Below are 24591 nucleotides of genomic sequence, written 5' to 3'. Positions count from 1 at the left end.
AAGGAGAGGTTAGATTATGAAAATAAGTATTATTGGTGCAGGACAGGTAGGGGCAACAACAGCTTTCTCATTAGCTAAAGCTACTTTTGTGAATGAAATCACTATAGTTGATTTAGATGAGCGTAGAGCACAGGGGGTTGCCCTTGATATTCTCCATGGTCTGTCTTTATCTCATCCAGTTAAAATAAATGCAGGTGGCTACGAGTTAACGACGGACTCAGATATTATTATTATTACAGTTGGTGTTCCTGAAGTTATCGGCGAATCTCGCTTAGTCCCACTTCAAAAAAATGCAAACATCTTAAAATCAATTATTCCTCAAATTACTGAGAATAGCCAAAATGGTTTAATTTTAATGGTTAGCAACCCCGTAGATATTTTAACTTACTTTGCTCAACAAATCTCAGGTTGGGACCCTACTCGTGTCATCGGATTAGGGACTACTCTAGATTCAGCTCGTCTAAACTACTTATTAGGTAGAGATCTAGATATTGCTCAAACTGACATTAACGGATTAGTTATCGGAGAACATGGCGATTCTCAAGTTGTTGCTTGGAGCCAAACAACAATTAAGGGAATTCCATTTGATGAGTATGTTAAACAAAATGGTCTTACTTTAGATGACGATTACAAAACAGCTTTAGCACAAGAAGTAAAAGACACCGCTTTTGATGTTTGGGAAATGAAAGGACCTAACTGTTACTGCGTAGCCCTTGCTATCGAACGTGTGGTTCAAGCTATTGCTCGCAATGAAAATACAATTCTACCCGTTTCACAACCGTTCACTGAAGAAACTTATATTAGTTATCCTGCCGTTATTAACCGCAACGGTGTAGCTAGACAAGTTAAACTTAACTGTACAGCTGATGAACAAAAAAAATTCGATGACTCTTACGCCAACATCAAACATGTTGCCAGTCAAATAGAATTGTAGGTGCCATCATGACAACTAACAAAACAGTCGGCTTTATTAAATTTTTAATTGGGACTTTCTTGGGAATCTTCTTAGTTTTGATTCCCTTTAAGTTCTCAAATGGTGTGGATACAGTTCTTTTCTATTATTTAAAATTATTTATTAATGCTTTCCATGGCCCATTACAATTACTATTAGTTCTAGCAGTTGTTGCTAGTGCCCTACTTGCTCTTTTCGATCAGGTAAAACCTAATAGCTTTATCTCTGAGAACCGTTTAACAAAAAAACTTTTCTCTACAACACGTTTTTATACGATTAACCGTTTATTCGGTGCTGCTATTACATTAGCTTGCTATTTCAAAATCGGTCCAGAATTTCTAATTTCACCTGATACAGGTGGTGCGATGTTAGATTTAGCTACACAATTAGGGGTCTTAGTTCCTGTTATGTTACTTTTCCAAACTTTTATCTTAGAATTTGGTGCAATGGAATTTATCGGATCACTTATAGGATTTATCGTCAAACCTATCTTCAAAGTATCAGAAATCTGTGCAGTTAATATCATCAGTGCATGGGTTGGCCCAGGTAATGCTGCGATTATTGGGACACAAGAACTTTTTGAAAAAGGCTATTTCACGGTAAGAGAAGCTGCTGTTATTGGCAGTCAATTTTCAACGTCTAGTATTGGTTGGGTTGTCTTAGTCTGCTCAGTTCTTGGTGTAATGGATTCATTCGGTGCCATTTTCCTTGGTATTACGTTAATTGGTGTTATCTTAGGATTTATTGGTGTGCGTATTCCACCAATTAAAAATTACCCAGATGTTTACGTTGATGGCAGTCCTAAAAAAGAACAGGTTGTTGACGAACGAACTGGTCGCTTAAAAAAAGCTGTCACTAGTGCAAGCGACCGTGCAAATACATTAACTCTAAAAAACTTTACATCAAAAATTGATAACATGTTATTCTATGTTTTTTGGTTAACACCTATCATTATCTTTTGGGGAACAGCAGCTTTAGCTATTTCATTATATACACCCGTTCTAGGTTGGATTTCACTACCTGTTGAAGCTATTCTTAACTTAGCTCATGTAGAAGACGCCCACCTAACGGCTAGTGCGATTATGTCAGGTTTTGCTGACAACTACTTACCTGTTATTTTAGGAAAAGATATTGTTTCAATTGAAAGTAAAACAATTGTTGCGATGATGAGTATCTTACAACTTATTTTTATGTCAGAAATTGCAACATTATTGACATCATGTAATGTGGTTAAAAAATTCTCTGATGTCATTATTATTTTCATTGAACGTACCTTGATTGCATTACCATTCGTTATTATCTTTGTTAAGATCTTGTATTAATAAAAAAGGCTTCACTCTTTTTAGAGTGAAGCCTTTTTTATTAACTATTCAAACGATACCCTCTAACTTTTTTAAATATTGGCTGTTGAATCATGTAGTAAACAAGCATACATGAGATAATTTTATCTACAATATTTGCTGATATGGCTCCAATAAATGTTGAGGTAAAGAGCTCTTTTCCAGCAGCTCTCAATGCTACAATGATTACGTCCGTTCCTGAACCTGTTAATCCTCCAAACAAAGCTATTCGAATGGGTGTCCCTATCAAGGGGCATACCACTGCTAAAACAATTCCGATCACAATAGATTTTTTTAAAGTCAGACCGTTACGCGTCATTCCTCCTACAATTATTGCTACTGCTATACTCACCAATGCAAAAGGAACAGCCGTTATTCCAGAGATTAACCCCATCAATAAGTTAGTAGAGACGCCCGTCATAATTCCATAAGGTATACCAAACATAGCTGAAATAAAAATCGTTCCAATCGTATCCAAGAATAATAATGGAATATTCAACATACTTGCAGCTTCGCCTAAAATAACATTTAAAGCTACACCTATTGCACAATAGGTAATCATTAACGTTTTATTTACTCTCACAATCTTTACACTCTCCCTCTAAAAATTTATCCAACCTGCTTATGAACATCGTAAACTCCGATTCTGTAGTATAATCTGGTACTTCAATATTAGGGAATTCCCACTCTCTTTTACGACACTCGGATAAAAATTCTTCCATAAACACGCCTTGTTTACCAGTGATTGAACAATTCGGACTATTATAAACTCCAATAATACCAATAATGTCATACCCTTCCTTAATAAATTCTTCTATCTGCCTATAAGTTGGCATTAAACTTTCTTGGCAGTTTTTTCGATGAATTGGAGTATCATAATCTTCATAATTTAGCGGACCTCGCGCCATACCTTTAGTAATTACTTCCGGACATGGCAATTGCATAATTCCGATATCTTTTTCAATAATTTTTTTAACAAAAGAAAAAGCACCCTCTGCTCTCTCCCATCCGGAAATGACTGCATTTTGATTTAAAATGCAAAAAGATGTTAAAACTATTTTTTTAGAACGCTTCACTTCCAATACTGTACCTCCTAAAGTTCATTTTTTCACATTTAACACAGTATACATTATAAAAAACGAACAAACAAGCCAATTAAATAACATTTTTCTAATGATATTATTTTCACATTCATATTTTATTTTAGTAAAAAGTTCCTAATAATGGCTTATTTCACTTTAAAAAAAAGGCTTCACTCTAAAAAGAGTGAAGCCTTTTTAATAATGATTAATCAATGTACTCTGTACTAATAACATGCCAGTCATCTGAATTATAGATTGAGCCTTCTTCCAATTCACCTTCAGCATTGATTCTGTAAATATATGATAGCGTTCTGCTTCCAAAAGGGGTATTTTGATGATATTCACTGACTTGTAGATAGCCATCTACCATATCTGCCTTAAATCCAACTTCTTCATTAAGTTCTTCAATAGTGGCGCCATTTTGGACTAAATAATGTTTCACCCAATCAATTGCTTGATCATTAGTTAGACTTTTCGTATCAACTTTTTCTTTCTTCGCTTCTCTTTTAATCACCTCAATTTTTGAGGTATCCATAAACTCTTCGGAAATAGTTTTCCATTCTGCCATAGGTCCTAAGCCTTGTGCTTGTTGAAGCTTACCTTCTCCATTTAAGCGATAAATAGCAAGCGTGTTATCAATCTGTACCCCTTCTGGAGGTCCCACTGCTACATAAGTTAAACCGTCACCATTTCCCATCTCTTCAAAACGTAACTTATAATTCGCCATTTCCGAATCAGGTTTAACATTAACATCAACAACGGCACGGACCCACTGCATCACTTGTTCTTTTGTTAAAGACTTAGTGTCTGAACTGGTTGCCTCTAATTCTTTAGAATCCACCGTCGACTCTTGAGTTTCTTCCTTACTCTTACTTTTTGCTACTTTTTCACTTTTTTCTATTGATTCACTTTGCTCTAGTGTTTGTTTGACACGAGTTTCAGTTTCAGTTTTTTTAATTTCTTTATTACTCTTAACTTCTTTCGTCCCACAAGCGGTTAAACTTACCCCCATAGCCAGTAGCCCCATTAATTTAATATGTCGCTTCACGCGTATTTCCCCCTGTTCACTTACTTATCTAGTCGATAGTAAACAGTTTGACCTGACACTGCCGTCACATCATTTTGTGACCCACCCGCTACTATCTTATCTTGATTTTGTTCCGCATCTGTTAATCTCCCCGTCACACCGCTTGGCAAAAAGGCCACATAAAATCTAGCCATTCCCATATTTCCAGATAGGTAATAGAACCCTGACTCTTCATTCCCTACTAACTCTTTTTTATATTTCGAAAGCAAACGTCCTTCACCCATATCGATGCTTTGAGGGCTTCCTGCAGCTTCATTTAATTCTGGAATATTCAATGACAAGCCTGAAACAGTTCCTTTTTTTGATTGTCCTTCGGCTCCTTCTATATTAGAGAACGTCAAAATGTTATCTTTAACTTCTAATGTGTCCCCTTGGTTATTTTTCCATGTGCCATTAATACTTGTAAAATCACCTGATTTTAGAGCAGATAGAGTCATCCCTTCTTCTTTTATTTCCGTGGTTTCCTCACTACTAGCTTCTGATTTCTTTTCAAAAATTTGTACAAAATTATTTCCAGCTTCACGAATAAACACACGCTCTGTCTCTTCTTTAATGGTATCTGGCATGTCTGGTCCCATATTTATCATCGGAACACCTTTTGGGTAAAAACTAATCGACCATGCACTTGTTGCATCTCCTGACAGTATCCCATTGTCATTTCGATACGTCATAGGGACTTCTTGATCACGGTAAGTCAACGTTTCTCCTTTTAATTTAGCGTAACCATTTTCTAACTGCTCTTTTGTTACTGTTAAACTATCTCCTCGAGGTTCCATCCAGGTATCACCTTTGCTGTCATGACGATTCATTGAAATAGCAATTTGCTTCCACTCACCCTCAAGACTTGTATAGTCCCCTTTTTGAATCTGATCTAAATTCATTCCAGTCATTTCTTTCTCCGAACTTGTCTCTTTTGCTTCTGTTTGTTTCTCTGTTTCGTTGACTGCCTCACTTGATGCTACTTCATTTTTCTTCTTTTTTGTTATCGTTTGTTCTGTTTTTTGTACTATCGCGTCGTTCTTCTCAATTTTAGACTCTCCACACCCCACTAATAAACCCATGGTCAACACTAATCCCCCAGTACTCAACAACCCTTTTTTCACTTATAACTACCTCCTGATAATTGACATTTTTAATTATTATATATTATTTAGAATAACCTTTACCAAACATCGTGTAAACCTTTACTTGTCATCCTAAAGATTATTAAAAACACGATATACATAAATAGGTATACCAACCAAAACAAAAGTGAAGATATAATACTTTTTATACAAAAAAAGACAAAACAAGATATTTTTAACCACTTATTTTTCTTTCGTTATTTATTATTTAGTTATATAGTTATTTTATAGAATTAATTTTTTTAAGGAGGGCTCTATGTTACATTTATTTTTTAAAAAGAATGAAATCGAAAACTTAGATATTTTAGGTTCAGCTATATATAATTTAGACACATCTTTAGAGTTTGTAAGCAACCATATTTTATCTGAAAAAAATACAATTCAGCATAATCTAAGATTATTAAATGAAAGCTTTAAACGCTTGGGGCACACGACTATAAAAATTCGTTCAGTAGGAAATAGAATTGTTCTAGAAGGTAAAAAGGAGGATATCTATGATAACTTGTTATTTGATGTCACCAGAGATTACGTTCAAAAATCACCTTTTTACACTATCTTCAACCTTATGTCTTGTAACGCAGTCTTAGATAAACAAATAGTCAGTGAAAAAGCTCATATTTCTCAGAGTTATCTGGCAAAAATCATGGCTCATATTAATATCTTTTTAGCTCCTACATCCGTCAAATTAATCACACGAAAAGGAAAGTTATTCTATACTGGTCCGTTATTAAATAAATTATATGTTGATTATATAATTCAACGCTTTATCTTGCTTTTTCAATCTGAGCCTACAGAAAATTTATCAGATTTGGATGTTCCTTTTAATTTTTTTCTAAATATATTCGAACAAAATAAATCAACCCTTTTAACTAAGTGTCTATTAATTCATAATAATTCGAATGAAAACTATATAACGAATCCACATCTTATTCAACTTTTAAATTTATTTATACAAATTAATGATGTCAACCGTAAGAAACTTGAGGAATTTTCCTCTGAACAAGTTAACCTAGCTATTAACCTTTTGACACGATTATCTTCTAGCCAAGTAGATACTGATGAACAACGTGCGTTAATCAGCTTGGCGCTCTTGGAAAGTCAACAAGCTGATACCTCAAATCCAATATTAAATGACATTATCTATATTTCTGAAAAAACGTGTGAGACATTCGATTCATCGTTTCGTTCATTCTCTAAATTTAAATTGGATATTATTTATTTGATTACATTAAAAGTGATTAATTTCCATCTTTTCCAATGTAACCTTGAAAAGTCACTTGATTTCACACCAAACTTTATCAAAAAAACAATTTTACCTACTGTTAATGATGTGGATAATTTTATCTCTGATTTAATAGAAGATGAGCAACTTATGCCACTTACACGAGATATGTTACTCACTGATAGATACGGTATTACAAATGATATCAAAAATAGTTTTTCTCTTAAAAGTGAACCACTTAAATTGTTTATTAACATTAATTTTCAACCATCTCGTAGGCAGTACATCATAAAACGAATTTCTCGTTTATTTTCAACTGACAGCGTAAGGGTTATCGATAATCCAGATGAAGCCGATCTATTCGTTTGTGATTATCTCATCAAAAAGAGACCTGATACTTCTTTCTTTCTACTAGTTGATGCGGAGTCAAAAGATTCCATTAATTTATTACTTAATTTTATTACAGATAAATATAATGAAAAGCAAACTCAATTCGATTGTGTTGACTAAATTCTCTCTAAACCTTTACTATGCTATAATAACAATATAAAGAAAGGATGGTGCTTTTCGATGAAAAAAACTAATTTTATCGTTATTTTTTGGTTAGTGTTAGCCTTAATCTTCACCATTGTTCTACTCTTTAATTTATCAAGTATTTTTGACAGTATTTCGTATCTGATTATTCCAGAAACATCACATGATGCCTATATGTCAGCTGATGGTGTCAAACGTTCTCTCATTTCCAATGTTCCAATGGCTATTATTTCTATCATTGGAATGACTATAGGAATTAAATCTGGACTTAAAGTTTATAAAACGATTAGTGAAAGTTAATCCTTCACATCAAAAAAGCTTACCTCTACTGATTAACATGTAGAGGTAAGCTTTTTATTTATCTCTTTCCTCCCAAAGCCTTATCAGACGAGCTACACTTTGACTAAACGTCAACTCCCTAAATAATTCTTCCCTTGTTTCTTGATCAATAGCAGTGAAGAGTGTTTCTCTAAATGTTGATAGACTAATTTCATTTTTTCTTTCTTCATAGATAAAATTAACAATCGTTCCCTCTTCATATTCTAATTCAGATGTATCGCATACTCTTGTTTGAATACGATCATCTCTAAAAATAAGAATATCCGACTCAATAGCATCTGATAAAAGCTTATCCGATACCTTGTTTGCACCAAGACCTACCAACACTTCCTGCTTCTCCATATTTAATAGTTCAAAGACTTTTGGTAAATCCATGACATCAACTGATCGACTGATACGGATACACTCCTCTTCTAACCAGTAGCTATACTCACCATAATAGCCTTGATAGTCTGAATCAAGAGGAACAGATTCTAATGCGCTAAAATCGTCAAGGGTCTCAATCTTTCTTTTTTTAGACATTGTATAACGGTCGTAGACCAATAGGCACTCTTCCACTTGATTTCGTGTCATATTATAAGGACTAAGGAATAGATTTTTCACTTCTGAAACCGTCATTCCATTCAGTAAACTATAAAGAACCCCCGCCAACTCTTCTAACGGAATTTGTTTAAGTAAACACTCGCCTTTACTATCTACTACTTCAAAATAGTAATTCTCCAATAGGAACCGCGTTTTCATTTCATCAGATTCACACAACAATTTAGTCCCAACATTATTAACTAATGTCAATCTGTCATCTTCTTGACTAGCTGTATAATAACTCGTTGGGTTAAAATGCTCGCCTTTTTCAGCCTTTTCGGTTGTATCTTGAATTAAACTAAGAGGGTCAATAACGTCCCAAGTGTCTACCAGTTTTTGATGGTACCCATACACACTATAACCAACTTCTTGAGCGGATTTAACCAAACTAATGATTCCCTCTAAATCCTCCACTTCAAATGTCAGTGGTTCTGGTAACTCTTTTAGTAATTCCGGTAACAGTTTCTCAAATTCTTCAATAGACTTGTCCATGACATACAACTGGCCCTCTTGATTATAAAAATCAAACCGACCTGGCGCTGAAAAATATGGCCCATCATTTGACGAGAGCATCGTCACTTTCTCACCAGGGATTAAGGGTTCTTGTTTCGCATAGTCATACATCAAATAATTAATCGCTAACTCTCTTTCAGATAAATAGCGTTCTAAATTTATAATAATACGTGCCATCAGTTTCTCCTCTATTACTCACATCTTTAATCTAAACGTTTCTATTGCAACATTAATAAGCCTTTGATAGATGTTAGTTTTATTACGACTCACTCGTTCACTACTACTATACCCTTTAGTTAGAATAAAATTCAACTGATCACAACTCTTACAGTTTAAGTTCTGCTTCAATTTGACACTGGTTACCTTACTTGGTAAAATAGTCCGTATACAGACTATCCGGAAAGAGGACTATATAATGATGGACGACAACACTATACAACAAACTATCACCGAATTTTCAACCTACATACAAGAGATGAACCGGACTTATGAAGCCTACGCGAAAAAATATAATCTCTCTTATACAACGCTTCAACTCATTAATTTAATAAATGAGGTTGAAGACTGTACGCAAAAAAAAATATGCGAGCTAACCTTTTTACCTAAACAAACAGTCAACTCTATTATTACTTCTTTATATAAAGATGAACTGATTGACTTAATTGTTAATCCTACTAATAGACGGTCTAAAACAATTATTTTTACACCAAAAGGACAAACCTTTGTTCAAAACGCTTTGCCCAAAGTAAGAGAAGCAGAAATCTCAGCGATGGAAAGCTTAACTGAAGAAGAACGGTTTATTATGCTTAAAGGAATGGCACTATTTTGTCATCACCTAAATAAAAATATGCTATAACTTAACAGAATGGAGAATTTAAACATGATTAGAAAAATGACACAGGATGATTTGCAAGAGGTGGTGGCACTATGGCTAGAGGCTAACCTAGACGCACACGATTTTATCTCTCAAAGCTATTGGCTAACCAACAAAGAGGATGTCGCGCAAGCTTTATCACAAGCCGAGGTCTATGTTTACGAGCAGGACGCTACATTAGCTGGATTCGTCGGACTAGATGGCACTTATATTGCCGGGATATTCGTTTCACCACGCCACCGATCTAATGGTATCGGAAAAGCTTTATTAGATGACATAAAAACACTTAAATCAGAACTACAATTAGCTGTCTATCAAAAAAATAAAGGGGCTATAAACTTCTACAAACGCGAGGGATTTATCACAATAGAAGAAGGTCTTGATACCATTAATAACGAAAAAGAATATGTAATGCATTGGGAAATAACAGACAAGCTTATTAACTAGCTCCTTCATAATAGATTTGCTATACTGAGTGAAATACAATCTTAACCTACTTACGAGGAGGCCTATCATTATGACAGAAACGCAACTCGATCGTTTTATTAATTATGCTAAGACTTTAAAAGGTTCCGATATCTACTACCGAGAAAGTTGGGGTTGCTATTACTTTTCTCTTTTAGGAAAATCATTCGGTATGCTGAAACCTGAGTATCTTACATTAAAGGGTGATCCCGAAGAAAATAATGCTCTTCGTGACATGTACAGTGATGTGATACCCGGTTATTATTCAAACAAAGTACACTGGAATTCCATTGTTCTTCCAACTGATCAATTATCCCATGAAGAAATTGAAAAAATGATCCTTAAATCTTATACGTTAGTCTATGCAAATCTTTCAAAGAAAAATAAAATGGTAATTGATGCTTTATAGACTATGAAATGTAATAAATAAAAGCATAATTTGTCTAATTCATCTTATCTGAATTGAACAAATTGTGCTTTTTATTTTATAGCGTAACTTTCTGAGTTCACAATAATAAGTTGGTCATCTGAAAAAGGAACTAATTCTTCCTTACCGTGATAATTATCACTAATATCACTAGCATATTCACCTAAATACTTGTGCCCCACATGTGGTAATGGAGAAAAATTGACCACGTTTAATCCTTGGCTAGACTTTAAATGAGGTGCTTTTGTTTTATCATCCATCTTTTCGATATAGTCAATAGTTGGGCTTAAAATAATGGCCCCTGCTGACTCTCCTATGTATGTTTTCCCTTTAGTGATTTCATCTGTAAGAACCTTATCGACACCTTTGTCCCGCAACTCTTCTAAAAGATAAAATGTATTTCCTCCCGATACGTAAATTAAGTCATTTTGCTCAATCGTGGTTTGACATTCTTCGAAGCTACTTAAAGAAATATCTAATACCGTAACTTCCATTCCTTTACTTTTAAACACATTAAAAGCCTCTTCAATATATGATTTTATTTCTTCTACTTTTCCTGCTGTTGGAATAAAGGTCATTGTCTTTCCTACTAAAGATTCCCCAAACTCTCTTTCCAATTTCTCTATTACTGCTACTAATGATGATACTAAATATATATTAACCACAAGACATTCCTCACTTTCTAACTCTTCAATTATACGAACTTATGTTCTTTTTGTAAAGTAGATTGACCAAATTCCTTAATAACCTCTTCCTAAACTTGACTCTTATTTTTATAATCATTAGCATTTTCTCAAAAATAAATAAAAAAATACATCACCTTTCTATCAAGTGATGTACTTTTCTTATTTTTACCAACGAGTAGCTAATAGTCAGTTAAACTGAATAAGGATAGTCTTTTCCAAACTTATCTTCATACGATTTTTTCATATAATTAAACCAATGGCTGTAAGAGTCCTCTTCCTCAGAGTCTTCCCCAATACCAGATGTATTGTAGTGATGATCTACTTTTGATAAATACCTCTTCATATCAAGATACTCTTCTTTAGTGTCAAACGATTGAAAGACCTCCACTTCTTCTGGTGAAAATTGGATGAATATACTTTCCTCATCTTTTTCCTCATTATAGGCACTTAAATAATCCCCATCTTGACTGTCTTTTCCATCTATCACAACGGTTTCGAATAGTTCAGAACATTTCAATTGGAGATACTCCATCATAGCCTCACGTTTTTCTGAATAAATTCTTCCTTCTTCTTTTGTAAACGTCCAACCACCGATTTCAACATACTCTTGATTTGTTTCCATAGGGCACCTCCTTATAATACGTTTACTTTATCATACCTCGTCTATAAAAGCTCTTATCACTTGATTCGACTAAATGATATCTCTAATAGAAAGATATATTCTTCCTTTTTTAATTCGCTTCCAAAGAGGCCATCGTTATATAATTATACGGTTGGTTAAAATGAGGCAAGAAGAAGATGTCTAGTAATTTTAATTCATCAATCGTTACATTCTTTTGAATCGCTAAAGAAAACATATGAATAACTGCCGATATATTTTCATAAGATGATAACTGTGCCCCAACTACTCGTCTACTATCTTTTTCAAATACAATTCTAATTTTAACTAGCCCGTTTTCTTTCATAAAACCAGGTTTTTGATAATCTTCATAATCTGTATACTCAACGTCTAATCCATTTTTTAAAGCTGCTCCGACGGATAAGCCAGTAGATACCATATTTAGACCAAAGATAGAAATACCATTTGATCCTTGTACACCATTAAATCTTTCCTTTATACCGGCAGCATTTAAACCTGCAATAATTCCCGTTCTAACTGCATTTGCCGCTAGAGCAATGTAGGATGGGCCATTAATAGCATTAGAATATACGGTAGCACAATCGCCTATTGCGTAGACATCAGGCTCACTTGTTCGTTGGTATTGGTCGACTAAATACGCACCATTACGATACGTTTCTAAATAATGACTACCTAAATCACTATTTGGAATAAAGCCTATCGCATTAAGAACTAGGTCAACTTGATACGCCCCCTTATCTGTCTCTAAGGTTTCGACTTTTTCTATCCCTCCAAAAGAAGTTACTTTCTCATTAAAATGAAGCTCTACCCCATTGTTACTCAAGGTATCGTCCATGTCATCAGTAAACCATTGGTCAAAATAACTTGGAATAGATCTGTCCGCTACGTCAAATAACATTACTTTTTTACCTCTCAGTCGTGCGGCTTCTGCTATCTCTACACCAATGTATCCCGCCCCAATCACGGCAACAACTTTAGTTGCATCGTCCTCAAGTACCTGGTCAATTTTCTGGGCTTCTTGAAACGTCTTCAAGTAATAGATATTAGCTAACTCTCTACCAGGAACAGCTAACATAATCGGTTTTGAACCTGTTCCTATTATTAATTGGTCATATGATTCTGTAAATGATCCTTTTTGATCTGACTCACAACATACTTGTTTTCGTTCAAAATCCATCTTGGTAATTGTTGTCTTCATGTAAACTGTAGCACCTTTAGTTTCAAATTCCTCTGGTGTTGTATAAAATAAACTCTCATAAGACTCAATTTGTCTGCCTATCCAAAGTGCTGACCCTGTCCCTAAATAACTAATATGATCATTTCGATCAATCATCACGACCTCATGTTTTGAATCTTTTTCTAATAAAGTATTAGCTGCTGCAATTCCTGCATGATTGGCTCCAATTATCACTGTTTTTGGCATTGTTTTTCCTCCTAATAAAAACACACTCCTACTAATTTTATTAGGAGGAGTGCGTTACTTTTAAATGTAATTATGCTTTAGCTTCTGGTAAAATTGTTTCCACTTCAGAATGAGGTCTTGGAATCACATGTACAGATAATAACTCGCCTACACGTTGTGCTGCTGCAGCACCTGCATCAGTAGAAGCTTTAACCGCACCTACATCACCACGAACCATAACTGTCACAATACCGCCACCTACAAGTTCTTTCCCTACTAATGTAACATTTGCAGCTTTGACCATTGCGTCTGCCGCCTCAATTGATCCGATTAATCCTTTAGTTTCAACCATTCCTAGTGCATCTGATTTCATTTTTATTTCCTCCTATAATAGTTAGTATAATTATTTTATTATCTCCAAGTTTAAACCTGGAGTAATTCCCATTGCATTTGCTTCTTCTGTATCCAAATGACACTCAAGTGTAAAGCTGTCATCTACACGAATAGAGACGTTGTCTAGTATCCCACCTCTAGTACCAGGTACTTTCAAACCAACTTTTTCTCCGTCCTTAACCTGAAATGCTACTGCATCTGCAGGAGCCATGTGGATGTGTCTTTCAGCGACAATCACACCTTTATCTAACTCGTATGATCCCTTTGGACCTACCAAGGTTAACCCAGGTGTATCAGCGATATCTCCTGATAATCGCACGTCACCTTTTATCCCTAATTTAAACGAATCAGACATCAAAATTTCAACTTGTGTGTCCTTTCGAACTGGTCCCAGCACTCTTACCTTCTCAATAACACCTTTTGGACCGCATAATGTTAGACATTCCTTACAAGCAAATTGTCCTGTTTGAGATAATGGCTTCAATTCAGTTAACTCATACCCTTGACCAAATAGCTTCGTTAGTGCGCCATGAGATAAATGAATGTGACGATTCGAAATTCCTACTGGTACAGAAGTTTTAGTTGATTTTTTTTGTATCTCTTTCACAATACAATTTAATAACTCTTCATAATTTTCCATTCTTTAACCTCTTTACTAATTTTTCATCCCCATCAATACGTTGCGAACAACTTCTGTTAATTCTGCCATATCAATTTGATCTTTAGAGCTGTTTCCTAGTTCTTCTACGCATTTTTCTAAAACTTTTTGTTCGTTTTGACAAGACCCCATTGTTTGTTTAAATGATGAATCATCTTGAACAAGCGTTGTGACATCTTTCAAACCATAGGCTACTTTTTTAATATTTAATAAATTTTTAGGGCTGACATTATCAGAAACAGAACTACCACCGCTTGTACCACAACCTAATGTGAAAGAAATCGGTAATCCTGTACTAATTCCTGTCCCACCTTGGCTTCCCCCAGTATTTACTAAAATTCGAGAAGCAGGTTTTGCTGCAAACCTCATCACCATCTCTTGATCCGTTGTATGAATACTCATCGTATGACCTATCCCATTTTGGAGTAACTCAATACTTAACTGACACGCTTCTTCCCAGTCTTCTACAACGTAGAACCCTAAGACTGTTGTTAGTTTTTCAAAAGATAATGGGTACTTCGGTCCTACCCCACCTTGGCGACCAATTAATACTTTTGTGTTTGCAGGAATAGATATATTCGCTGCATCCGCAATGACTTGAGCCGTGCGACCTACAAATTTGGCGTTCATCGCATTACCTGCTTTGAACAAGAGTTGACACACTTTATCCGTCTCTTCTTCGGACATAAAGTAGCCGCCTTGCGCTTCAAATTCTCTGATAACTTCCGCTTCATTTCTTCTTTCACAAACAATAGATTGCTCCGAAGCACAAATCGTTCCATTATCAAATGTCTTACTTGCAATAATCGTTGCGACCGCTTTTTTAATATCAGCTGTCGATTCAATATAGGCTGGTGAGTTTCCTGCCCCGACGCCGATTGCTGGTTTCCCAGAACTATAGGCTGCTTTAACCATGCCCGGTCCACCTGTCGCAATAATCAACGAAATATGTGGCGAATGAAGCAATTCGTTAGTAGAAGCCATCGTTGGCGTTGAGACACAACTGATACTATTCTCTGGTGCTCCTGCTTCAACCGCTGCACGGTTCATAATATCCGCTGCCATTTTTGTACACTCTGCAGCAGTTGGGTGTGGGGCAAATACAATCGCATTTCTTGATTTTATTGCAATCATCGCTTTGAAAATCGCAGTTGAGGTTGGATTTGTAGATGGTACAATTCCTAAAACTAAACCAACTGGTTCAGCTACATCCATCGTTCCTTTTTCCTTATTTTCATCAATAATACCAATTGTTTGTTGATCTTTTATTTCGTCGTATAACAATTTAGACGCAGCATGATTTTTATAAGCTTTATCTTCAACTTTACCAAATCCAGTTTCCGTCACTGCCCATTTAGCTAGAGAAACGGCATGCTTCTCAGCGGCATCTCTCATACTTACTAAAATCTTATCTATTTGTTCACTAGAAAATTGAGCAAGTTCATTTGCAGCAACTTTCCCTTTTTCGGCCAAATCTCGAGCTTCTTGAATAGAACATAAATCTTTATCTAATTTCACCATTCACACTTCCCCATTTCAATTATTGCTTATCCCTTAAAAACGTCATAATAGCCTCGACTAATTCAACCTTAGGCGTTCGGTATAAGTGTTTTCTTTCAATTACAAAATCAGTGTATTGTTTTGCATATTCTCTAAGTTCTGCAACGGTTTGATTGAGTAAATACTCTTTTACCAACTCATCCTTCTCATCTTTTAGAAAATCCCTTAGCGTTTCTTGAGACAAGTCACCTGACTTCTCAACACTGTCAATCGTCTCTTCTTTATCACTCTCTTGATAGCCGACTTCTTCAATAGGTTTTGGTAAACTATCTGAGATTGTCTCATCCTCTTTTTTTTCTTTAGGTAAAAGACAGTCGATACTTCTATCTGGTCTAGGTATCACATGAGAGCTCAGTAAAAGACCCGTTCCTAAATTTGTGACAGCAGCAACTGCTGAATCAACAGCCGTCTTCACAGCACCTACATCACCCGTTATGACAACCGTGACTAAACCACCCTTAACGATTTCCTTGTTGATCAGCTTGACATTAGACGTTTTTAACATGACATCACTAGCTTCTATCGCCGCAATGATTCCCATCGTTTCTATTAATCCAATTGCTTCTTTCATCATCTACTCCTTAATTTCTCTCATTTTAATTAGTAGGACAGGTCACATAAAAAAGGTTGGCCTGCTCAGGAACACTCCATGTTATGCATGATTTTTTAGGAATATAAATCGTATCCCCCGCTTTTGCCTGATACTCCTTTCCGTCTATTTGAATGGTTAGACTACCTGAACTAACATAATTAATCTCATTATTTTCAAGTACCCGATCAACTGATGTCTCCTTCATCTCCACTATTCCTGCATTAGTTGCGCCTTCACTAACTAATTGTTGCGAATAAACAGACTCACCAGTAGCCATCTTTTCTAGTCGAACCGTATCACCCTTAATCACTTTTAAACCATTTTCATGTGCCTCATACTCAAAATTTGATGCTAGTTCAGTTCCTTCTGTTAATACTTTTCTTAGCAGTTCAATCAAGGTTTCTTTGGAAAAATTTAACCCTAATGATTCTTCCTCTTCATAAGAAGCTTGTTCATATCGTACTTCCAACTCATACTCCTCAATTAAATCTTTAGCTAAAGGTGTCACAATCGTGTCGTCATTTATTATGAGATAGTTTTCACCTTTAGTATGAGCTTCTTCAATATCTGTATAACAAATTAATCGTTTCATGGACATCCTCATTTCCTTTTCGTCATCCTTAAACAGACTCACAACTTTCATCTATAATGCCAATAACGGCTGCATCAACAGGAATCAAATCATCCTCTAGCATGCGCCTTGCACTAGAACCGGTTGTCACAAGTACTCTATCGCCAATCCCTGCTCCTATGACATCACATACGACTAGACGTTCACCTTCGTTTGTCCCACCTTTTATTTCAGCTAGCATAAACTTTAGGCCATTAAGTTGTTCAGATTTGCGTGTCGCCCAAACGGTATCAATTAATTCAGCTATTACCATTCCTGCTTCTTCTCTTTCAACTTAATTTGCTCTATCGCAGCTGTCACAGAGGCTACATCACCAAAAATTGCCAGCATAATCATATTCTGGGGGCACGTTCCTTTAATATCTTCAACAATGACACCGACTGCTTTTTCAGCAATATCAGAGGCGCACACCATCTCGATCAATCTTCCTTGGACAAGTCCAACCGCTCCTGGCTTTTCAATATCACCTCTAGACCCTTTTCTACGATTTAATATTGCTAATGTATTTTCTCCTGGAGCCTTAATAATTCGACAATCCATGATACGCGCCTCCTTTTAATTTAGTTGCTTATTGTAACAATTTTTAGCAATGCCAAGCGGTGTGACAAACATTGGATTGATTGGTTTAAAGGTTGGAATCCCTAAAGATTTTTCAATAATCGTTTCCATTCCTGTTAAACAAGCCGTCCCTCCAACAAGGTAAACCTCTTCCACTTGATGACCCATTATTTGTCTATCAATAATAGATGCAATTTTCTCAATAACTGGTTTTAAAACAGTTAATAATTCTTTATGATTTTTTTCACTTCGTTTGTACAACTCTGCTTCGTCAAATGTCATGCCATAGGAGCCCGATACAACCAGTGAAAAATGAGTGCCGCCTGTCGCTTCATCGGCAACCTTAACAACCTCACCCTCTACAACTACTGAAATACCCGTTGTACCGCCACCAATATCAACGACAGCACCATTTTGGATAGACAATAACTGATTGGCCGCTGTAGGCTCATCCAGTAAACTAACCAACTCAAATCCTGACGCTTCAATCACATTTTTAATCGCGCCTGAATCAAGTAAATCCGTACCAGGTGGTATAGCAGACGCCGCATAAAGCAGCTCACAACCTAAGTTCGCTTCAATCGATTTTTTTAGCCTCGTTACGATTTCAATGGCTCCTATATAATCAACAACCATCCCATCTCTTACAACATCTGCGTATTCATAAGCGCCTGCTACTGGCTCTCCCGAGTCATCTAAAACTGCTAATACAACACAAGCTGTTCCTAAATCAACCCCTGTATAGTAAGTCGTTGTGTTTGTTTGTTTAGGTGTCTTGATTACTTTTTCAAATGTCTGGATGAATTGATCGTATTGTGACAGATCATAATTGGATTTTTTCATAGTTACTCTCCTATCAATTGTGCCATTAAAACTCTTAACCTTGAGCCTATTCTTTCTAATTGTCCGACCTGTTCTGCCTGTAAATCATTTTGGAATTCTTCTTTGAATGCCCTAATAGCTACTTCTAACTTAAACAAGCGGACTGTCAAGGAACCATTCTCACTAAAGAGATGAGCTAAAGTTATGGCATCCAGTCTATTCCCTTCAGGAAGTTCCGCATAATTAAGCTGAACTTCCTGAACTGAGTCTAAAACTGAAACTTGCTTGATTACTAAACTCATCGAATAAAGTTCTTCACAGAGGTGTGCCTGACTTTCCTTAGCTAAAAGTATCACTTCTAAGAATTCGGCATATAAAACAAGAGCGCGCATTTCCCAAGGGCATTTACTTCGAGTTACATCATCCGTCTGACACGTTTCTGTCTCACTGTTTGAGTGATTCTCCTCAACCTCTGTCACTTGGTCTTCTCTTGTAATCGTTACATGCCTATCATTTAAAAACTGTCTCGCTTCTGACGTTAACCTATCTGAGTCATTTAAGTAGTAGGTTTCAAATGGATTTTTTCGAAATTCATTGCGTAAGTCGATTTCTGTAATAAATTTCACTAAACTCCCCCCTGGCATAAACTAAGATAGATTTTTTCTAACTCTTTTTCAGTCGGTACTCTTGGATTTGTTAACGTACACGTGTCTGCCATTGCCAATCGGGCCATTTCTGGAATTTCATTAATGAAGTCTGTCATATCCACAGAACAGTCGTTAATGTATTTTGGAATACCCATACGTTTCGTTTGACGATTCAGTTGAGCAATCATCGTTTGAACAGTGCCACGTTTAGTTCCTGCTTGTAAACCTAGTAAACTCGCTAATGTTTCATATCTTTCAAGCGTTTCTGTATCAGTGTTCAAATCCATTCCTGCATTAAAAGCAATAACATGAGGCAATAACATTGCATTCGCACGGCCATGTGGAATATGGAATTTAGCACCTAAAGCATGGGCCAAACTATGGCAAATACCAAGTGATGCTTCATTAAACGCCATTCCCGCTAGACAAGATGCATTTAGCATTTTTTCACGGCGAATAGAATCACTACCATCTTCAACGACAGCTACTAAATTGTCCCAAACCATTCGCAGCCCTTTTTCAGCACAAGCGTCTGTAAAGTCAGTCGCTTTTAATGAAACGTAAGCTTCAAAACAATGAGTCATAACATCTACACCCGTATCAGCCGTTACGCTACTTGGGACTGTTTCCGTTAATTTTGGTTCTAGTATTGCAATATCTGGAATCATACTGACATCCACTAACGCATATTTTTCTGCTTTTTGACTATCTGATATAACAGAAAATGCTGTTACTTCACTTCCTGTTCCGCTTGTCGTTGGTATAGCTACTAGTTGAACAGGTTTCTGGTTAGAACGACTGTAGACTTCCTTAATTGCCTTAGCAGAATCTATCGCAGAGCCTCCACCTAAAGCAATGATCATATCTGCTTGACGGTCACAGAGCTGGTTGACACCTTTTACTACCACCTCAAGCGTTGGATCAGGAATAATCTCTGAAAAAATAGAACAGTCGATTCCTTTTTGATCTAATCGACTTGTCACGTCGTTAACCTTTCCTGACTCAACCATGTAAGGATCACAAATCACGAGAACAGAAGTCATCTCTAATTCTTTAATGGCATCTAATGCACCCTCACCCGAAATAATTTGTGTGCCCATTTGAAAATAATTCATATTCTTACCTCCTTTCTTGATAAAATTTAATAACCGTATCAATTCCTTTAATAGCCTCTATATTTAGAAAGATAATCGTTTCAAATTGACCAATTTCCTTCAGCTGTTTCTCTGCTCTTACCTTTGCTTCTGGAGTCAAAACATCACGAGATGTGTACGTAATCACTCCGATAAGAGGAATTCTAAAAACATGTGAAAAGCCTGGTGGATAACTCCCTTTTTTAGCTGATAATGGGAGTAAAAACAAGCCCAGGTAAGCACTTTGCTGTAAGGAAATAAGATGCTGACGCATCCACGGACTTTCTAGATACGTGCTTGGTGTGTCTATTGTGTCTTTCTTATAGACAATGTGGGCTTTTTTTTTCACTTTTTCTTCATTGCCCTCAACATAATTAGCCAACGTTGTCTTGCCACTATTTTTGGGCCCGATGAGCAATACTCGCTTTCTCATCACGATACCGTCACATCACAAACCGTAAACCCTAGCCTCGTTTTTAAAAACTTAGCAACCTCTTGTAATGAAATCTCGACACTTTGGACATCGCCGCTAATGACAACCGACCCTGTAAACCGATCTAAAAAACCAATCGAAACATCAGCAGATTTCGTTGCAATGTCAGCCGCAATTATGGCAGATTCACAAGGGGATAGCGTTAGTATGCCAATCGCTCCAACAGGATCAATTCCTAAAGACTCATAAATATCATCAATTGGAGAGGCTATCACATGAAGAACTGTGACTTGCTTTCCTGGAACCGATTCTTGAATCATACGTTGGACCTCAGTCATCTCACCCCACTCCTCTCTAATGTCTGATAACTTGAACAGGGAAATCATACTCTTTAATCCACTCTTCAATGTTATCCAGCTCTTCATCACTTAAACTTGGGTCACCTTTAACAGGGTATTCAAGACCTAATTGTCCGTACTTAGCAACACCCATTTTGTGATACGGAAGCAAATCAATTCCTTTGAAATTTTCATACTCTTTATAAGGTAATAGGAAATCGATAACTGCTTGGATCTCTTCTTTGCTACAATTCACTTGTTTAAGCATTGGCATTCTGATTTGAATGTCGTAACCTAATCTAAGTAATTCTTGAAGATTTTTTAAGATACGTTCATTGCTAACACCTGTTAATTCATTATGACGAACGGGATCCATGTGTTTTAAATCGAATAGAAACAGATCAACATACTCTGCAATCTCTAACATTCTATTCATTCGCGTGTAACCACATGTTTCAATCGCGGTGTTGATACCGTCTTCTTTACATGCTTTTAAAATCGCTAAAGCTGCCTCAGGTTGAGCGGTACACTCGCCACCACTGAGTGTAATCCCGCCACCTGACATATCATAAAACGCATCATCTTCGTGAACGATTTCAAGTAATTCAGAAATTGTTTTGGCCTCACCTGTTATGTTGAGTGCCGCTTTAGGACAAACCGCAACACATGCCTTACAACCATTACATGTGATATCTCGCCTCACTTGATGATTGCCTTCATCATCAATATAGTGAATCCCCAGTGGACAAACATCTACGCAAGCATGGCAATCAATACAATTATTTTCTTTATACATGACTTCATACTTTTGAGAGATGCCTTCCGGATTTGAGCACCATTGACATCTAAGAGGACACCCTTTTAAAAACACAATGGTACGAATCCCTGGCCCATCATAAATATTGTATTTTTGAATATTAAAAACTATTGCTTGTCTTTCGATTGCGCTTGCCTTCTCATTTACCACTTGTTTCAACTCCTTATAAAGAATCGCTAAATTTTTGTTAACATAGTTCTACTAATAATCTCGTCTTGAACGTCTTTACAAAGTTCTACGAAGAAGGCACTATATCCTGCAACCCTAACAATCAAATCTCTGTATCTTTCAGGATGAGCTTGGGCGTCAAGTAATGTTTCATTATCCAAGTAGTTAAACTGCATTTCACCATTCCCTAAAATACTTGATGTTCTAAGTAAGGTAATTAACCCTTCTTCACCTTGAGGCGTATCTAATAAACCAGACATAATCTTAAAGTTGTGTACCATTCCAATATTCATTGTGTCATTTGACATTTTTGAAATGGATTTAATAATCGCTGTAGGTCCTTTGTAGTCTGCCCCTTGTGTTGGACTAATCCCATCTGATAACGGTGTCCATGCACTACGTCCATTAGCAGAAGCACCTGTTAATTGTCCTAATGGTGTGTTGTTTGAGATTGATAGTGTGCCATGACTTAATACAGAATAAAGTGTTTTGAATTTTCTATGTTCTGTTTCAGTGAAATGAATTAAATCTGATGCGATTAAATCAGCATAGTCATCATCATTCCCAAATTTTGGTGCATTTAAACAGTCTGTACGAATTTGATCGTAGCCAACAAAATCTGCTTTTAAAGCTGTATTTAATTCAGCTAATGTGTATTTTTTCTCATCAAAGACTAGTTTTTTAATAGCTGCCATTGAATCTGCGTAAGTTGCTAAACCAGACCATACAACACCCGGTCCAAAGTTATACATCGCCCCACCAGATGACACGTCTTTTCCGCTTTCCATACACCCTTCATACATTAATGACATTAATGGTTTAGGTGCTAGGTCACGGTGAACTCTTTGAGTAATAACAGTCGCTACTGATGACCATTTTGTAACATATTTGATTTGTTCTTTAACCGCAGATTCAAACTCTTCATACGTTTTAAAGCTAGTGATATTACCATAATCTGGCGTCACTTGTTTGCCATACCATAAAGGCACACCTTGATTAAGTACTAACTCGATACAGATAGGCCATTGTGTATAGGCTGTTGATGTCCATTGGTAAAGACGTCCTGATTTTTGAGGTTCCACACAGCCCATTAAGCAGTAATCACGCGCATCTTCAATACTAACGCCTTTTGATAACATCATTTTGATATGTGTATCATCAAAATGACAAGCAGGGAAGCCTAAACCAGCTCGAACCACTGACACGATTTTTTTCAGATACTCTCTAGGTGATTTGTTGTGAATACGGCAAGCAAGAGATGGTTGATAGACTTTCACATGACGAACTGCATCCATTAATAAGTAAGTCAATTCATTCGTTGCATCCACACCTTGACGGTTCACACCACCAACACACATGTTGACAAACGGTTGATACCCTGCAAAGAATTTAGAACCACCCTCACTTGTAATCCACATCATTTCTGACATTTTAATCAACATACATCCTGCTAATTCGAAAGCTTGGAATTCATTTAAGCGCCCTGATTCCATATCCCCTTTGAAGAATGGATACATGTACTGATCGACACGACCGATTGACATTCCAGTTTGATTTTCTTCAACAACCAATAATGATTCAATTGTCCAAACGGCTTGAATCGCTTCCCAGAAAGTTTCTGGTCTATGTTTTGGTACTTTAGCATTAATTCGAGCAATCTCTTTTAATTCTGCTTTACGTTTTGGATTGCTTTCTTTATTAGCTAACTCTAACGCGTAATCTGATAAGCGTTGCGCGTAAATCATAACCCCTTCAGTTGTATCGACGATTGATTTATAGAAGTAAATTTTCTCGATATCCTCTGGATTTTCATAATCTAATTGATCAAGATGCTCTTTCGCTTCATTTTGAATATCAAGCATCCCTTTTTTCATTAAAATCACATCGTAACCTGGGTTAGAATCTCCCCCACCATTCAATTGGTGATAAGAGCAATCTGAAACAAATGACTCTCCTGATAATTCCCAAACACCAGCATCACGGAATTGATCTTCACAGTTTTCATCTACTGATTTTCCCTTCCAAAATGGGAATAATTCTTCTTTCATGATGCGTTTATCTTCATCAGAAATATAAAATGGATCTTGTGGTCTGCTTCCGATAGTATCTAATTCTTCTTCCATCCATCTCCAAGCAATATCAGGAGAAAAAGCACCCGCTCTAGGTGCCCCGTTTGGTGCGCCTACGATTAATTCATTTTCTTGAATCACTAACGGTGCTGTTTCACAGCAATATTTGAAACATTTTGCTCTAAGAACACTCTTTGGCATTCCTGGATTTTCTTTCGCAATTTTTGTAATGGCACGTGCTCTATGTGTTGTAATAGTTGGCACTTTTGTTAAATAATTATCTTTTAAAGCTTGCAGACGTTCTGTAATTCCTTCTGGTAGATCTGTTTGATCGCCATCTGTTAACAACACACCGCTTGCTTCTTCTTGCTCAATTTCTTGTGTAACAGAAGAAAACATTTTTAATAAGGCTTCACGTTCATCTATACTTAACTCTTTAGTTGCTTCAGTTAATTTTTCTGAAAACTCTTTGATATCCATTAAAGTCCCTCACTTTTCTATTT

General features: G+C 36.3%; 29 protein-coding genes. 7 read left to right on the top strand and 22 right to left on the bottom strand.

Annotated elements, in window-relative coordinates:
* Positions 1-16: 16 nt before the first annotated feature.
* Positions 17-934 (top strand): L-lactate dehydrogenase, encoded by a 918-nt coding sequence (locus OL233_RS07825; RefSeq protein WP_275471777.1) that lies wholly within the window; start codon positions 17-19, stop codon positions 932-934.
* Positions 935-942: 8 nt separating this feature from the next.
* Entirely contained in the window at positions 943-2274 is a 1332-nt protein-coding gene (locus tag OL233_RS07820; RefSeq protein ID WP_275471776.1) for a YjiH family protein, read from the top strand.
* Positions 2275-2314: 40 nt separating this feature from the next.
* On the opposite strand, the gene OL233_RS07815 is transcribed toward OL233_RS07820, so the two are convergent.
* The 4 genes from OL233_RS07815 to OL233_RS07800 form a co-directional block, all read right to left on the bottom strand.
* Positions 2315-2875 (bottom strand): CD3073 family putative ECF transporter S component, encoded by a 561-nt coding sequence (locus OL233_RS07815; RefSeq protein ID WP_275471775.1) that lies wholly within the window; start codon positions 2873-2875, stop codon positions 2315-2317.
* Positions 2862-3368, bottom strand: coding sequence for a CD3072 family TudS-related putative desulfidase (locus OL233_RS07810; protein WP_367618498.1), 507 nt, complete (start codon positions 3366-3368; stop codon positions 2862-2864). Before OL233_RS07810 ends, OL233_RS07815 begins: the two co-directional genes overlap by 14 nt.
* A gap of 211 nt (positions 3369-3579) precedes the next feature.
* Positions 3580-4422 (bottom strand): hypothetical protein, encoded by an 843-nt coding sequence (locus OL233_RS07805; RefSeq protein WP_275471773.1) that lies wholly within the window; start codon positions 4420-4422, stop codon positions 3580-3582.
* Positions 4423-4442: 20 nt separating this feature from the next.
* Positions 4443-5564: a DUF6287 domain-containing protein gene (locus OL233_RS07800; RefSeq protein WP_275471772.1), complete on the bottom strand. Its 1122-nt coding sequence runs from the start codon at positions 5562-5564 to the stop codon at positions 4443-4445.
* Between the two features lie 277 nt (positions 5565-5841).
* Here OL233_RS07800 and OL233_RS07795 point away from each other — a divergent pair, with 277 nt between their 5' ends.
* Together OL233_RS07795 and OL233_RS07790 are read left to right on the top strand one after the other, a co-directional pair.
* Positions 5842-7317: a hypothetical protein gene (locus OL233_RS07795; protein ID WP_275471771.1), complete on the top strand. Its 1476-nt coding sequence runs from the start codon at positions 5842-5844 to the stop codon at positions 7315-7317.
* A 60-nt stretch (positions 7318-7377) separates the two neighbouring features.
* Positions 7378-7641 (top strand): hypothetical protein, encoded by a 264-nt coding sequence (locus OL233_RS07790; protein ID WP_275471770.1) that lies wholly within the window; start codon positions 7378-7380, stop codon positions 7639-7641.
* 54 nt (positions 7642-7695) lie between these two features.
* Here the strand turns inward: OL233_RS07790 and OL233_RS07785 are convergent, their stop codons facing one another.
* Entirely contained in the window at positions 7696-8952 is a 1257-nt protein-coding gene (locus tag OL233_RS07785; protein ID WP_275471769.1) for a hypothetical protein, read from the bottom strand.
* 238 nt (positions 8953-9190) lie between these two features.
* Here OL233_RS07785 and OL233_RS07780 point away from each other — a divergent pair, with 238 nt between their 5' ends.
* From OL233_RS07780 to OL233_RS07770, 3 genes are all read left to right on the top strand, one after another.
* A complete protein-coding gene (locus OL233_RS07780) occupies positions 9191-9631 on the top strand; it encodes a MarR family winged helix-turn-helix transcriptional regulator (protein ID WP_275471768.1) in 441 nt (146 codons plus the stop codon).
* 24 nt (positions 9632-9655) lie between these two features.
* Positions 9656-10096 carry a GNAT family N-acetyltransferase gene (locus OL233_RS07775; protein ID WP_275471767.1) on the top strand — a complete coding sequence of 147 codons (441 nt, stop codon included), beginning with the start codon at positions 9656-9658 and terminating at the stop codon, positions 10094-10096.
* Positions 10097-10166: 70 nt separating this feature from the next.
* Positions 10167-10523, top strand: coding sequence for an MmcQ/YjbR family DNA-binding protein (locus OL233_RS07770; RefSeq protein WP_275471766.1), 357 nt, complete (start codon positions 10167-10169; stop codon positions 10521-10523).
* Between the two features lie 71 nt (positions 10524-10594).
* Here OL233_RS07770 and OL233_RS07765 read toward each other — a convergent pair whose 3' ends face one another.
* The 17 genes from OL233_RS07765 to cutC form a co-directional block, all read right to left on the bottom strand.
* The gene (locus OL233_RS07765; RefSeq protein ID WP_275471765.1) at positions 10595-11206 is read right to left on the bottom strand and encodes a Type 1 glutamine amidotransferase-like domain-containing protein; all 612 of its coding nucleotides are present in this window, start codon (positions 11204-11206) and stop codon (positions 10595-10597) included.
* A gap of 211 nt (positions 11207-11417) precedes the next feature.
* Positions 11418-11849 carry a hypothetical protein gene (locus OL233_RS07760; protein WP_275471764.1) on the bottom strand — a complete coding sequence of 144 codons (432 nt, stop codon included), beginning with the start codon at positions 11847-11849 and terminating at the stop codon, positions 11418-11420.
* A 109-nt stretch (positions 11850-11958) separates the two neighbouring features.
* Positions 11959-13290 (bottom strand): H2O-forming NADH oxidase, encoded by a 1332-nt coding sequence (gene nox, locus OL233_RS07755; RefSeq protein WP_275471763.1) that lies wholly within the window; start codon positions 13288-13290, stop codon positions 11959-11961.
* 70 nt (positions 13291-13360) lie between these two features.
* Complete coding sequence (locus OL233_RS07750; RefSeq protein ID WP_275471762.1) at positions 13361-13642, bottom strand: BMC domain-containing protein; 282 nt, start codon at positions 13640-13642, stop codon at positions 13361-13363.
* 30 nt (positions 13643-13672) lie between these two features.
* On the bottom strand, positions 13673-14302 hold the full coding sequence (gene pduL / locus OL233_RS07745) for a phosphate propanoyltransferase (RefSeq protein WP_275471761.1): 630 nt from the start codon (positions 14300-14302) through the stop codon (positions 13673-13675).
* 15 nt (positions 14303-14317) lie between these two features.
* Positions 14318-15841, bottom strand: a complete 1524-nt coding sequence (locus OL233_RS07740; RefSeq protein ID WP_275471760.1) for an acetaldehyde dehydrogenase (acetylating) — start codon at positions 15839-15841, stop codon at positions 14318-14320.
* Between the two features lie 19 nt (positions 15842-15860).
* Positions 15861-16454, bottom strand: coding sequence for a BMC domain-containing protein (locus OL233_RS07735; protein WP_275471759.1), 594 nt, complete (start codon positions 16452-16454; stop codon positions 15861-15863).
* Between the two features lie 22 nt (positions 16455-16476).
* Positions 16477-17064 carry a cupin domain-containing protein gene (locus OL233_RS07730; RefSeq protein WP_275471758.1) on the bottom strand — a complete coding sequence of 196 codons (588 nt, stop codon included), beginning with the start codon at positions 17062-17064 and terminating at the stop codon, positions 16477-16479.
* 28 nt (positions 17065-17092) lie between these two features.
* On the bottom strand, positions 17093-17356 hold the full coding sequence (locus tag OL233_RS07725; protein WP_275471757.1) for a EutN/CcmL family microcompartment protein: 264 nt from the start codon (positions 17354-17356) through the stop codon (positions 17093-17095).
* Positions 17350-17643, bottom strand: a complete 294-nt coding sequence (locus tag OL233_RS07720; RefSeq protein WP_275471756.1) for a BMC domain protein — start codon at positions 17641-17643, stop codon at positions 17350-17352. Before OL233_RS07720 ends, OL233_RS07725 begins: the two co-directional genes overlap by 7 nt.
* 15 nt (positions 17644-17658) lie before the next feature.
* Positions 17659-18504: an ethanolamine utilization protein EutJ gene (gene eutJ / locus OL233_RS07715; protein WP_275471755.1), complete on the bottom strand. Its 846-nt coding sequence runs from the start codon at positions 18502-18504 to the stop codon at positions 17659-17661.
* A gap of 2 nt (positions 18505-18506) precedes the next feature.
* Positions 18507-19109: a hypothetical protein gene (locus OL233_RS07710; protein WP_275471754.1), complete on the bottom strand. Its 603-nt coding sequence runs from the start codon at positions 19107-19109 to the stop codon at positions 18507-18509.
* Positions 19109-20245, bottom strand: coding sequence for a 1-propanol dehydrogenase PduQ (locus OL233_RS07705; protein ID WP_275471753.1), 1137 nt, complete (start codon positions 20243-20245; stop codon positions 19109-19111). The genes OL233_RS07710 and OL233_RS07705 overlap by 1 nt, the downstream gene beginning before the upstream one ends.
* Before the next feature lie 4 nt (positions 20246-20249).
* Complete coding sequence (locus OL233_RS07700) at positions 20250-20696, bottom strand: EutP/PduV family microcompartment system protein (protein ID WP_275471752.1); 447 nt, start codon at positions 20694-20696, stop codon at positions 20250-20252.
* Complete coding sequence (locus OL233_RS07695) at positions 20696-21034, bottom strand: BMC domain-containing protein (RefSeq protein ID WP_275471751.1); 339 nt, start codon at positions 21032-21034, stop codon at positions 20696-20698. Before OL233_RS07695 ends, OL233_RS07700 begins: the two co-directional genes overlap by 1 nt.
* 16 nt (positions 21035-21050) lie before the next feature.
* On the bottom strand, positions 21051-22001 hold the full coding sequence (gene cutD, locus OL233_RS07690) for a choline TMA-lyase-activating enzyme (protein ID WP_275471750.1): 951 nt from the start codon (positions 21999-22001) through the stop codon (positions 21051-21053).
* Between the two features lie 26 nt (positions 22002-22027).
* Positions 22028-24568: a choline trimethylamine-lyase gene (gene cutC / locus OL233_RS07685; protein ID WP_275471749.1), complete on the bottom strand. Its 2541-nt coding sequence runs from the start codon at positions 24566-24568 to the stop codon at positions 22028-22030.
* Positions 24569-24591: the final 23 nt, after the last annotated feature.

This window comes from Vagococcus proximus (genome assembly GCF_029143285.1).
GTDB lineage: Bacteria > Bacillota > Bacilli > Lactobacillales > Vagococcaceae > Vagococcus_D > Vagococcus_D proximus.
The sequence above is the reverse complement of the archived record's forward strand: the minus strand, read 5'-3'. Positions and strand labels throughout refer to the sequence as shown.

Excerpts from the sequence above, each read along its gene's own strand:
- OL233_RS07770 (WP_275471766.1), top strand. The coding sequence starts at position 10,167 with ATGACAGAAACGCAACTCGATCGTTTTATTAATTATGCTAAGACTTTA.
- cutC (WP_275471749.1), bottom strand. The coding sequence starts at position 24,568 with ATGGATATCAAAGAGTTTTCAGAAAAATTAACTGAAGCAACTAAAGAG.
- OL233_RS07720 (WP_275471756.1), bottom strand. The coding sequence starts at position 17,643 with ATGGATTGTCGAATTATTAAGGCTCCAGGAGAAAATACATTAGCAATA.
- OL233_RS07740 (WP_275471760.1), bottom strand. The coding sequence starts at position 15,841 with ATGGTGAAATTAGATAAAGATTTATGTTCTATTCAAGAAGCTCGAGAT.
- pduL (WP_275471761.1), bottom strand. The coding sequence starts at position 14,302 with ATGGAAAATTATGAAGAGTTATTAAATTGTATTGTGAAAGAGATACAA.
- OL233_RS07730 (WP_275471758.1), bottom strand. The coding sequence starts at position 17,064 with ATGAAACGATTAATTTGTTATACAGATATTGAAGAAGCTCATACTAAA.
- OL233_RS07735 (WP_275471759.1), bottom strand. The coding sequence starts at position 16,454 with ATGATGAAAGAAGCAATTGGATTAATAGAAACGATGGGAATCATTGCG.
- OL233_RS07775 (WP_275471767.1), top strand. The coding sequence starts at position 9,656 with ATGATTAGAAAAATGACACAGGATGATTTGCAAGAGGTGGTGGCACTA.
- OL233_RS07695 (WP_275471751.1), bottom strand. The coding sequence starts at position 21,034 with ATGACTGAGGTCCAACGTATGATTCAAGAATCGGTTCCAGGAAAGCAA.
- OL233_RS07760 (WP_275471764.1), bottom strand. The coding sequence starts at position 11,849 with ATGGAAACAAATCAAGAGTATGTTGAAATCGGTGGTTGGACGTTTACA.
- OL233_RS07825 (WP_275471777.1), top strand. The coding sequence starts at position 17 with ATGAAAATAAGTATTATTGGTGCAGGACAGGTAGGGGCAACAACAGCT.
- OL233_RS07820 (WP_275471776.1), top strand. The coding sequence starts at position 943 with ATGACAACTAACAAAACAGTCGGCTTTATTAAATTTTTAATTGGGACT.
- OL233_RS07750 (WP_275471762.1), bottom strand. The coding sequence starts at position 13,642 with ATGAAATCAGATGCACTAGGAATGGTTGAAACTAAAGGATTAATCGGA.
- OL233_RS07795 (WP_275471771.1), top strand. The coding sequence starts at position 5,842 with ATGTTACATTTATTTTTTAAAAAGAATGAAATCGAAAACTTAGATATT.
- OL233_RS07705 (WP_275471753.1), bottom strand. The coding sequence starts at position 20,245 with ATGAATTATTTTCAAATGGGCACACAAATTATTTCGGGTGAGGGTGCA.
- OL233_RS07700 (WP_275471752.1), bottom strand. The coding sequence starts at position 20,696 with ATGAGAAAGCGAGTATTGCTCATCGGGCCCAAAAATAGTGGCAAGACA.
- OL233_RS07780 (WP_275471768.1), top strand. The coding sequence starts at position 9,191 with ATGATGGACGACAACACTATACAACAAACTATCACCGAATTTTCAACC.
- eutJ (WP_275471755.1), bottom strand. The coding sequence starts at position 18,504 with ATGAAAAAATCCAATTATGATCTGTCACAATACGATCAATTCATCCAG.
- OL233_RS07725 (WP_275471757.1), bottom strand. The coding sequence starts at position 17,356 with ATGGTAATAGCTGAATTAATTGATACCGTTTGGGCGACACGCAAATCT.
- OL233_RS07785 (WP_275471769.1), bottom strand. The coding sequence starts at position 8,952 with ATGGCACGTATTATTATAAATTTAGAACGCTATTTATCTGAAAGAGAG.
- OL233_RS07790 (WP_275471770.1), top strand. The coding sequence starts at position 7,378 with ATGAAAAAAACTAATTTTATCGTTATTTTTTGGTTAGTGTTAGCCTTA.
- nox (WP_275471763.1), bottom strand. The coding sequence starts at position 13,290 with ATGCCAAAAACAGTGATAATTGGAGCCAATCATGCAGGAATTGCAGCA.